This window comes from Candidatus Hydrogenedentota bacterium, assembly GCA_012730045.1.
In the GTDB taxonomy this organism is placed as follows: domain Bacteria; phylum Hydrogenedentota; class Hydrogenedentia; order Hydrogenedentales; family CAITNO01; genus JAAYBR01.
On record JAAYBR010000015.1, the window covers coordinates 1 to 9,660 of the forward strand.

Sequence of the window (9,660 nt, forward strand, 5' to 3'; positions counted from 1 at the left end):
CCGCCCCCACATGCGCGGATCCGGGGAGCACGATCGTAGGGGCGCCGCTTGCCGCGCCCTCTTCCGCCGTTCTGGCCCCGCCCCTGTGCGCGGGGGCATAATGCCTCCCGGGCGCGCCGCGGGGTGCGGCGGCCCGCGACGCATGGACAGGGAAAGGACAGGCACATGACACGGAGTTTCCTCCTGATGGCCGCCGGGCTGCTGCTGGCGGCGGGCGCGTTCGGCGAAGAGGCGGCGTTCAAGACGGCCGTGGCCCCCGTGGGGCCGGACACCCCGCGCAACAGCGAGGCGGCCATCATTCCGCTGAAGGACGGGTCGCTGCTCCTGGGGTGGACGGAGTTCTACGCGGGCAACGGCGCGGACCACGGCCCGGCGCGCATCCCGGGGCTGGTCTCGCGCGACGGCGGCCGCACCTGGGGCGAGCGGCGCGTGCTGGTGGAGAATGACGGCGGGTGCAATGTGATGGAGGTGAACTTCCTGCGGCTGAAGGACGGGCGCATCGCCCTGTTCTACTGCCAGAAGAACAGCGAGGACAAGGACTGCCGCGTCATGATGCGGACCAGCGCCGACGAGGGAAAGACCTTCGGCAACCCGAAACAGCTCAGCCCCGCCGGCAAGTACACCGGCCTCACCAACGGCCGGGCCATCCGCCTGCGCACGGGCCGGATTCTCCTGGAGGCGTGGGAGAACAACGACAGCTACTGCTGCCTCTCCGACGACGACGGGGAGACGTGGCGCGACTCGGCGCGCGTGAAGCCCGCCGACGGCGGCTGCTGGGAGCCCGCCTGCGTCGAGCTGAAGGACGACCGGGTCATGATGCTCATGCGGACCACCCTGGGCGGCCAGTACCGGAGCCTGTCCACCGACGGCGGCGAAACCTGGTCCGTCCCCGAGCCGACGGCACTCAAGGGCTCCGGCTCCCCCGTGTCCATCTCCCGCATGCCCGACGGCAACACGCTGCTGGCGGTGTGGAACCACGACCCGGCGACGGGCAAACGGAACCCCCTCACCGCCGCCGTCTCCCGCGACGAGGGCGAGACCTGGACCCATATACGCAACATCGAGGAGGGCACCGGCGACTCGTGGGCCTATCCCGCCGTCACCTGGCTGGAAGGCCGCGCCCTGCTCACGTACTTCAGCTACACCGGCGGCCACACGCTGTGGCTGCGGTCCATCCCCGCGCCGTGGTTTTCGGAGTAATGCGCGGCCGCGGCGCCGCCCGGAGGAACACGCCATGAAACGACTGGCCTCGCCGCCCGCGGAGCGGGCGCAGCGCCTCGCCCACTGCCCGCTGTTTGCGGACCTCGACCCCGCCGACCTGGCGTCGGTGGCGGCCTTCGCCGAGACCCGGCAGTATGACCAGGGGGAGATCCTCTTCCACGCGAAGGCCCCCGCCGAGGGGTTTCACGTGGTGGCGGACGGGCTGGTGAAGGTGTTCCGCACGGGGGCGGAGGGGCGCGAGCAGGTGCTGCACCTTTTCGGCCGGGGCGAGCCCTGCGGCGAGGTGGCCGTGTTCCACGGCGGCGCCTACCCCGCCACCGCGCAGGCCATGACCGCCGCGCGCACGCTCTACCTGTCGCGGACCGATTTCCTGGACGCCGCGCGGCGGCGGCCGGAGCTGCTCCTGACCATGCTGGGGGTGCTGTCCCTGCGCCTGCGGCGCTTTGTGGACCTCATAGACGACCTGTCGCTGAAGGAGGTGTCGGCGCGGCTGGCCCTGCGGCTGCTGGAGCTGGCCGGGGAGGCGGGCGCCGGGGGCGGGGGCGTGCCCCTGCGCGTGTCCAAGGCGACGCTGGCGGCCCAGATCGGCACCGTGCCGGAGACCCTGAGCCGCACCCTCGCCCGGATGCAGCAGCGCGGCGTGATCCTCGTCGAGGGGCGCACCGTCACCGTGCTGGACACCAAGGCCCTGCGCGCCGTCGCCGAGGGGGGGAAGGTCTGAGCCTCAGCCCTCGCCCATCTCCCCGAGCAGGCAGTCCGCGCCGCCCTTGACCACCAGGCGGATCTGCTGCCCCTCAATGGCCACCTGGATCGCGTTCAGGTCGAAGGTGTCGGGAAGCACGGCGATGCTCTCAATGTTCTCGCGCGGCACCAGCACGTTGGCCGCCAGCGCGTCCACCTGGGCGCCGCCGGGCAGGTTGCGCCCCACCATCACGCCCTTGGCCTCCAGAACAATCCACCCCTCGCTCTGGGTCTTGACCTTGCCCACATAGGACAGGGCCCGCTGCTCGCGGTAGTGTTTCAGCAGCTTCACGCGCACCATGTAGTCCTTCAGCATGTCTCAGGTCCTCCTCGTTGTGCGGGCTACAGGCCCGTTTCGAGTATAGCACGGACGGGTTGGACGGGGTGGACGAAGTGGACGGGGTGGACAGAGCGGATGGGGGGAGACGGCCTGAACACACGCCCGCCTCTCCTGGTCCATGCCGTCCACTTCGTCCATACCGTCCACACCTTCCCATTTCCGCCGTTTCACGGGGTTTGTGCTATAGTCTTGCGGGGGCGCGCGCCTTGGCGCGTCCGCCCCTCACGGGAAGACCGACACATGGCGATGTGCCCCCATTGCAGGCATCAGAACCCGCCCGGGGTGAGAATATGCGCCCGGTGCGCCAAACCGCTGGCCAACGCGACCAGCGAGGAGGCCACCCGCCTCGCCACCCCGCCCGCCGAGGACATGCAGTTCCGCCGGGGCCAGGTGGTCAACGGCCGCTACACGGTCCTCGACATGATCGGCCGGGGCGGGATGGGCTGCATCTACAAGGTCCATGACAACGTGCTGGGCGAGGACGTGGCGCTGAAGACGCTGCTGCCGCAGTTCCTGCGGGACAAGATGGTGGTGGAGCGGTTCTTCAACGAGGCGCGCATCGCCCGGAAGCTGGCCCACCCGAACATCGTGCGCGTCCACGACATCGGCAGCGCGGGCAAGGGCGTCTTCATCTCCATGGAGTATGTGCAGGGCGAGTCCCTGCGCAACATGATCGAGAAGCTGCCGCCGGGCAAGCGGCTCCCCGTGGCCGAGGTGCTCCGGATCATTGACCAGCTCTGCGTGGCCCTGGAGTACGCCCACCAGTACACGATCCACCGGGACATCAAGCCGGAAAACGTCATGATTGACCGCGACCGGCGCGTCAAGCTGATGGACTTCGGCATCTCGAAGCTCATGGACAACCCGCGCATGACCGGCACCGCCGTCGTCATGGGCACGCCGTACTACATGTCGCCGGAGCAGCTGCGCACGAGCCACGACGTGGACGCCCGCGCGGACATCTACAGCGTCGGCGTCGTCCTCTACGAGGTGCTCACCGGAAACATGCCCACCGGCGTCCCCCGCCCCGCCTCGCAGATGCTCGAGGACATCCCGCCCGCCATGGACGAGATCGTGGCGAAATGCGTGGACCCCAGCCCCGACCGCCGCTACCAGAACGCCGCGGAGCTCCGCGCCGCGCTGCAGCCGGTCATCGAGCTGGTGTCCAAGGGGAGGGACATCACCAAGGTCTCGCGCCGGCAGGCCCGCGGCGGCCGCGCCTTCCCCTGGAGAAAGGCCGCCGGATGGGCCCTCGCGGTCGTCATCGCCGGGGGCCTTCTGGTCGGTCTCGCCGGGCTGGGGCGCTCCTGGAGCGCCGCCGCCGGCGCCGTCCCCGGGGCGGCCGCCCCCGCCGTCGGCGGACGTCTCGGCGAGGTCCGCGGCCTGATCGGCAAGGTCCGCGCGCGCGTGGAGCCCCTTGCCGGCGCCTCCGAGGCCAACCGCGGACTGTTCACCGAGGCGGAGCGGCGGCGCGGCCTGCTGGACGCCGCCGGGGCCGGCGCCCCCGTGTCCGACGCCGAGGAGGTGCTCCGGTGCTACCTCGCCCTCGCCCTCGCCCGCCCCGGCATGGTCTTCGTGCCCGGCGGCCCCGTCACCGTCAACGGCGCCCCCGTCGTCGTGCCGGGCTTCCTCATGGACGCCACCGAGGTCACCATGGGAAGCTACGCCAAATTCGCCGCCGAGATCACCGGCGGATGGCGCGTCCCCGCCGAGGTCCGCGACATGATGGAGACCTACCCCGACTACCCCATGACCTGGATCTCCCTCTTCGACGCCCAGGCCTGCGCCGCCCACTTCGGCAAGACCCTCCCCAGCCGCGCCCAGTGGGCCCTCGCCGCACACGGCGGAAAGGACACCTCCGACATGTACCCCTGGGGCGGCGACTGGCAGTCCGGCGCGTGCAGCTGCCAGACCCAGAAACTCTCCCCCGTCGCCGCCTTCGACCGCGACCGCTCCTGGTGCGGCGTGGCCGACCTCGCCGGCAACGTCAGCGAGTGGACCCTCTCCCCCGCCGACCCCGCCGTCACCGGCCGCCTCCCCGATTTCGGCGACCTCCTGCTCGTCTGCGGCGGAAACTTCGCCGACGCCCCCGCGCCCCTGCGCACCGACCGGCAGGTCGCCTATGAGACCCGCGCGGCCACCCTCGGCTTCCGCTGCGTCCTCGAAATCGGCACCAGCGCCGCCGATGTCGCCGAGGTGCTTCGCCGCCTCGGCTGAGGCGCCCGCGGAATGGAAGGCGGCGGGAAGGGGGGAATATAATGGCCTGAGCGGGTCCGCCGCCCTTCCGCGCGCGGCCTTTGGGAGACTGCCTCATGACGTGGGAAGGGTACTTTTGTCTCGCCACCGTGGCGGTGGTGTTTGCGGGGCTTGCGGCGAACCGGGCCCCCGACGCCCTGCTCGTGGGGGCGGTGGTGCTGACGATGCTCGCGAAGATCGTGACGCCGGAGGAGGCCTTCTCCGGCTTCGCCAACCCCGAGATGCTCACCGTGGCCGCGCTGTTCGTGGTGGCGGCGGGGCTGCGCGAGACCGGCGCCCTGGAAATCCTCGGGCGGTGGGTGTTTGGCCGGGCGCGCACCGAGCGGGGGGCGCTGCTGCGCATGTCCCTGTGGACCACCTCGCTCTCGGCCTTTTTGAACAACACCCCGATCGTGGCCATGTTCATTCCCATTGTCACGGGATGGTGCCGCAAGCACGGCGTGGCCCCGTCGCGGCTGCTGATGCCCCTGTCCTTCCTGACGATCCTCGGCGGCACCTGCACGCTCATCGGCACCAGCACCAACCTCGTGGTGAACGGCATGATGCGCCAGGCGGCCGCGGCGGACCCGGCACTGGCCGAGTCCCTGCGCCCGATGGGCCTCTTCGAACTTTCGTGGCTCGGGCTGCCCACGGCGGCGGCGGGGGCGCTGTTCCTGGTCCTCTTCAGCCGGCGCCTGCTGCCGGAGCGCAAGGACTTCTTCGAGCGGATGCGCGACGCCTCGCGGGAGTACCTGGTGAATCTGGAGATTCAGCCGGGGTGCCGTCTGGCGGGGCAGACGGTGGAGGACGCCGGGCTGCGCCGCCTGCCGGGGCTTTTCCTGGTGGAGATCACGCGCGGGGAGCGTGTCATCACGCCGGTGGCGCCGACGCGGGTGCTTTCGGCGGGGGATGTGCTCACCTTCACCGGTGTGGCGGCGACGATTGTGGACCTGGAGAAGATTCCGGGCTTTGTGCCCGTGGGCGGCGAGGGCTACGAGGGGGGGGCCGTGAGCCGGCGCGACCGGGTGCTGTGCGAGGCGGTGGTTTCGGGGGCGTCCCCGTGCCTGGGGAAAACGGTGCGGGAGTCGAATTTCCGGGCGGCGTACAACGCGGCGATCATCGCGGTGCACCGGGGGGGCGAGCGCCTGGGGGGGAAGGTGGGGGACCTCTCGCTGCGTCCGGGGGACACGCTGCTCCTCCAGACGGACCCGCACTTCGAGCGGGTGCACCATAACAACCCGGACTTTCTGCTGGTGAGCGGCGTGGAGGATTCGCGGCCCCTCCGGACGGACAAGACCCTGATTTCGGCGGCGCTGCTGGGGCTGCTGGTGGTGCTGATGGCCACGGGCCTCATGCGCACCGTCACGGCGGCGTTTCTGGTGGCGGGGCTGATGGTGCTGACGCGGTGCATCTCCACATCGGCGGCGCGCCACGGGGTGGACTGGCAGACGCTGATCACGATCGGGGGGGCCTTCGGGCTGGGGAAGGCGCTGGTGAACTCGGGGTGCGTGGAGATGGTGGCGCGGGTCATCGCGTCGAACGCGGGCGTGTTTGGTCCGGGGGCCGTGCTGCTCGGCGTCTATGTGTTCACCGCCCTGGTCACGGAGCTTATCACCAACAACGCGGCCGCCGCGCTGGTGTTCCCCTTCGCCATAGGGATCGCCGGGCAGCTCGGCGTGGACCCCCGGCCCTTCGCCATCGCCGTGACCTTCGCCGCCTCGGCCAGCTTCCTCACGCCCATCGGCTACCAGACCAACCTGATGGTTTACGCCGCGGGCGGCTACCGCTTCACCGACTATCTCCGCCTCGGCCTGCCCCTGTCCGTCGTGCTGGCCGCCTGCGCACAGTTCATCATCCCCGTCGTCTGGCCGTTCTGACCGTTCGGGACGGTCCGACCTGTCCAGTGATTCCCGCCTCCTCCGGTTGCACCCGCCCCGTCCGGAACGGTACCATCTGCGGGCGGGGGGTCGAACCCAACCCCCATTCCGGGAGTGTTTTCGTGGCCGAAAAGCGAAAAAAAGACGCGCAGGACGCGCAGGGTACGGACCCGACACCGGAAGGCGCCCCGCTGGCGGCGGCGGACAGCGCGGCGGACGACCTGTCGGACGACGCGCTGCGCCTGCAGCTGGAGCAGTTTGAGGGGCCCTTCGAGGTGCTGCTCTACCTCATCCGGTCGCAGGAGATTGACATCTTCGACATCCCGATCCTGAAGGTCACGGAGCAGTACCTGCATTTCCTGGACCTGTTGCGGACGGAGAACCTGGACATTGCCGGGGAGTTCCTGGTGATGGCGGCCACGCTTATCCAGATCAAGTCGCGCATGCTCCTGCCCGTGGAGACGGACACGGAGGACGAGGAGGGGGTCGAGGAGGAGGATCCGCGCCTGGAGCTGGTCGAAAAACTGCTGGAGTACCGGCGGTTCCGCGATCTGGCCGCCGCGGTGGGCGACCTGGAGCAGACCCGCGCGGACTGTTTCGGGCGCACGGTCCGCCCGGTCTTCGATGACGAGCCCGAGGAGGACGGGGCCATCGAGGTGGAACTGTACGACCTCGTGAAGGCCGTGCGCGCCGTTTTGCGCTTCCTTGCCGACGACCTGTTCCACAAGGTCAGCCTCGACGAGGCGTCGGTGGACGACAAGATTGTCCGCATCGAGGACATCCTCCGCGAGAAGCCGGGGCTGTCGTGGGCGGAACTCTGCGCCGAATGCACCACCCGGGTCGAGCTGGTCTGCTGCCTCCTCGCCATCCTGGAGCTGTGCCGCATGCGCCGCATCCGGGTCCACCAGCACGCCGCCTTCGGCGACCTCCGCCTCTTCGCCCGGCCCGAAAACGGCCCCGAAAAAGAGCCCGCCGCCGGGGACGCGGCCGATGCCCCGGCCGCCTGACGACCGCGCCGCCCTGGGCCGCCGGGGGGAGCGGGCCGCCGCCTGGTTCCTGCGCCTGCGCGGCTACCGCATCCTGGGCCGCAACCTGCGCTATCCCCATGGGGAGATTGACATCGTGGCGAAGCGCGGCGGCATCGTCGCCTTCGTGGAGGTGCGCACCCGCGCCGCGGCGGACCCCGTGCCCCCGGAGCAGACCGTCACCCCGCCGAAACAGCGGCACCTCCGCTCCGCCGCGCGCCAGTACCTCGCCCGCAACCCCGACCCCGCGCTGAGCTACCGCTTCGACATCATCGGCGTCCTCTGCCCGGCCCGCGGCAAGGCCCAAATCACCCATTTTCCCGACGCCTTCCGCATGGACGACTGAGCGGGCGGTCAGTCCCCGGCGTCGCGGCATTCCCGGATGAGGCCCAGCGCGAGGTCTATCAGCTCGTCGGCCACGCGCGCGTGGAAGGCGTCGAAGGGCGCCCCCGCCTGACGGACCCGCGCGGTGGGGTAGATTCCCTGGCGGTGGAGCAGGCGCTTGAAGAAGTGGAGGGAGATGTCCAGATGCTGGTTGGAGAATCCCAGCACGGGCGCCAGCCGGGCGAACAGCGCGCGCGCCTCGTCACGCCGCCCCGCGGCGTGCAGGTTCCAGATCCGCACATAGACCTCGTGGAGGCCCGTGGGCATGAACGCGTGGACCCCGCGGTCCATCGCCTCGATCATCTGGGTGACGGCCCAGCCGCCGGAGACGTGCAGCCGCCCCCCGGTCGCCCCGAGCACCTGTGTGTACTTCACCCCCGCCGGGGCCACCTCCACCTTGAGGCAGCGGAAACAGGGAATCTCCCCGAACAGCCGGGCGATCAGCGGCACCGGCACCCCGAAACCGGCGGCGTCCCAGTCCTGGAGCATGAGGAGGGGCGGGTCCACGGCGGCCAGTTCGCGGACCGCCGCCGTGTACTGGGCGTCGTTCTCGTAGGCAAGGGCGGCAAGCACCCCGTCGCAGCCCAGCCCGGTCCACCGGCGCGCCAGCGCGATCCGTCGCGCGGGGTCGGGGTCCGACGCGCCCCCAATAACCACGCCGCGCCCCCGGGCAACGGCCACCACCGTGCGGACGGCATCCTCCCGCTCTGCGGGGGTGAGGGCGCCGGCCTCGGAGGCCATGACGGGAACCAAAAACCCCGCGACCCCGGCCCGCAACGCATAATCCGCGTGCGCCGCCAGGGCGCCCAAGTCCACTGCGCCGACTTCGGTGAACGGAACGTTAAGCGCGGTGATGATGCCGCGCCAGGGGGGCAGTTCCTTGTGCATCACGCCCTCCGCCCGCCGCGCCGAACGGGGCCGGACACGGACGGAGCGCCCGCGCCTCCCCGGTGGCGCGGCGCGCAGAAAAGCCGGACAGAAATACCGGTTACTTGGTGATGCTCTGGGAAACGGTGATGAGCACGCTGCCCACCGCCGTCATCACGCTGCCGATGATGAACAGGATGGTGGTGGAGCTCTGCGCGCGGGAAATCTCGGGACGGGTCAGCTTCGTGACGTGCTTCATGGGTGCTCTCCTTGTTGTACCGCCGGGGCGTGTCTTCACACTCTACCGGCCATGCGCCAAAATGTAGCACGCCCCCCGGGGGAAAGGCAATATCCATGTCCGCGGCGCGGCGGGGCGCTCAGACCCCCAGCAGGGCCAGCCGGGCCAGAAGGAAAAGCCAGAACGTCCCCACGCCCGCCATCAGGGCGGTTCCGATCCCCTCGTTTCCCGTGAAGAACAGGATTAGTCCGGAGACGAAGACCATCGCAGGCTTCCTTTCATCGGTGCGCCTTCCCCGCCACCCCCGGCCACAGGGCGCAATCTACCCGACCGGGCCGCAAGATTTCAAATGGACGCTTCGCTCGCGCCGCCCACCGCCCCTTCTCGTGGGATGTTTTGACGCGACACCCCGGTCTGTCCGCCGGCGGGTTTCAGGGCAATCGCACTAACGTCCGTCCACCCTTCCTGACAAAGAGTTCTTTCGTTCCCTGTTCCTTGTCCTCTTCAACGCTGAAAGCGTTGCCGAATATAGCCCAGGCCAGGCCGCCGCCCAAAGGGCCAGGCCTGCCCTGGGTTGCCCGGACGGAAAGAATCATGCCCCAACGGGGCAGCCGAAACGGGGACGGGCACCCAAAGACAAGGCCGGCGGGACGCCAGCGGTACGAAGAAGACCTGCGGGGCAGTTCCGTACCGCAGGCGTCCCGCCTGCCTTGTCTTCTTCCCGGCGCGCAA

Annotated in this window: 9 protein-coding genes; 6 read left to right on the top strand and 3 right to left on the bottom strand. The window is 70.1% G+C overall.

Features of this window, described 5'->3' with window-relative positions; genetic code table 11:
- Window positions 1-165 precede the first annotated feature (165 nt).
- A complete protein-coding gene (locus GXY15_01515) occupies window positions 166-1,200 on the top strand; it encodes an exo-alpha-sialidase (protein ID NLV39889.1) in 1,035 nt (344 codons plus the stop codon).
- Window positions 1,201-1,234: 34 nt separating this feature from the next.
- Window positions 1,235-1,942 carry a Crp/Fnr family transcriptional regulator gene (locus GXY15_01520; GenBank protein ID NLV39890.1) on the top strand — a complete coding sequence of 236 codons (708 nt, stop codon included), beginning with the start codon at window positions 1,235-1,237 and terminating at the stop codon, window positions 1,940-1,942.
- 3 nt (window positions 1,943-1,945) lie between these two features.
- Here the strand turns inward: GXY15_01520 and GXY15_01525 are convergent, their stop codons facing one another.
- Window positions 1,946-2,278, bottom strand: a complete 333-nt coding sequence (locus GXY15_01525) for a hypothetical protein (protein ID NLV39891.1) — start codon at window positions 2,276-2,278, stop codon at window positions 1,946-1,948.
- Between the two features lie 264 nt (window positions 2,279-2,542).
- On the opposite strand from GXY15_01525, the gene GXY15_01530 reads away from it, so the two are divergent.
- From GXY15_01530 to GXY15_01545, 4 genes are all read left to right on the top strand, one after another.
- The gene (locus GXY15_01530; protein NLV39892.1) at window positions 2,543-4,519 is read left to right on the top strand and encodes a protein kinase; all 1,977 of its coding nucleotides are present in this window, start codon (window positions 2,543-2,545) and stop codon (window positions 4,517-4,519) included.
- Window positions 4,520-4,614: 95 nt separating this feature from the next.
- A complete protein-coding gene (locus GXY15_01535) occupies window positions 4,615-6,414 on the top strand; it encodes an SLC13 family permease (GenBank protein ID NLV39893.1) in 1,800 nt (599 codons plus the stop codon).
- A 122-nt stretch (window positions 6,415-6,536) separates the two neighbouring features.
- Window positions 6,537-7,421, top strand: coding sequence for a segregation/condensation protein A (locus GXY15_01540; GenBank protein ID NLV39894.1), 885 nt, complete (start codon window positions 6,537-6,539; stop codon window positions 7,419-7,421).
- Window positions 7,405-7,785: a YraN family protein gene (locus tag GXY15_01545; GenBank protein ID NLV39895.1), complete on the top strand. Its 381-nt coding sequence runs from the start codon at window positions 7,405-7,407 to the stop codon at window positions 7,783-7,785. Before GXY15_01540 ends, GXY15_01545 begins: the two co-directional genes overlap by 17 nt.
- A gap of 8 nt (window positions 7,786-7,793) precedes the next feature.
- On the opposite strand, the gene GXY15_01550 is transcribed toward GXY15_01545, so the two are convergent.
- Together GXY15_01550 and GXY15_01555 are read right to left on the bottom strand one after the other, a co-directional pair.
- Window positions 7,794-8,711 carry a dihydrodipicolinate synthase family protein gene (locus tag GXY15_01550; protein NLV39896.1) on the bottom strand — a complete coding sequence of 306 codons (918 nt, stop codon included), beginning with the start codon at window positions 8,709-8,711 and terminating at the stop codon, window positions 7,794-7,796.
- A 100-nt stretch (window positions 8,712-8,811) separates the two neighbouring features.
- The gene (locus tag GXY15_01555) at window positions 8,812-8,949 is read right to left on the bottom strand and encodes a hypothetical protein (protein NLV39897.1); all 138 of its coding nucleotides are present in this window, start codon (window positions 8,947-8,949) and stop codon (window positions 8,812-8,814) included.
- Window positions 8,950-9,660: the final 711 nt, after the last annotated feature.

Coding starts and splice junctions, on each gene's coding strand:
- GXY15_01545 (NLV39895.1), top strand. CDS start 7,405: ATGCCCCGGCCGCCTGACGACCGCGCCGCCCTGGGCCGCCGGGGGGAG.
- GXY15_01530 (NLV39892.1), top strand. CDS start 2,543: ATGGCGATGTGCCCCCATTGCAGGCATCAGAACCCGCCCGGGGTGAGA.
- GXY15_01515 (NLV39889.1), top strand. CDS start 166: ATGACACGGAGTTTCCTCCTGATGGCCGCCGGGCTGCTGCTGGCGGCG.
- GXY15_01520 (NLV39890.1), top strand. CDS start 1,235: ATGAAACGACTGGCCTCGCCGCCCGCGGAGCGGGCGCAGCGCCTCGCC.
- GXY15_01525 (NLV39891.1), bottom strand. CDS start 2,278: ATGCTGAAGGACTACATGGTGCGCGTGAAGCTGCTGAAACACTACCGC.
- GXY15_01555 (NLV39897.1), bottom strand. CDS start 8,949: ATGAAGCACGTCACGAAGCTGACCCGTCCCGAGATTTCCCGCGCGCAG.
- GXY15_01550 (NLV39896.1), bottom strand. CDS start 8,711: ATGCACAAGGAACTGCCCCCCTGGCGCGGCATCATCACCGCGCTTAAC.
- GXY15_01535 (NLV39893.1), top strand. CDS start 4,615: ATGACGTGGGAAGGGTACTTTTGTCTCGCCACCGTGGCGGTGGTGTTT.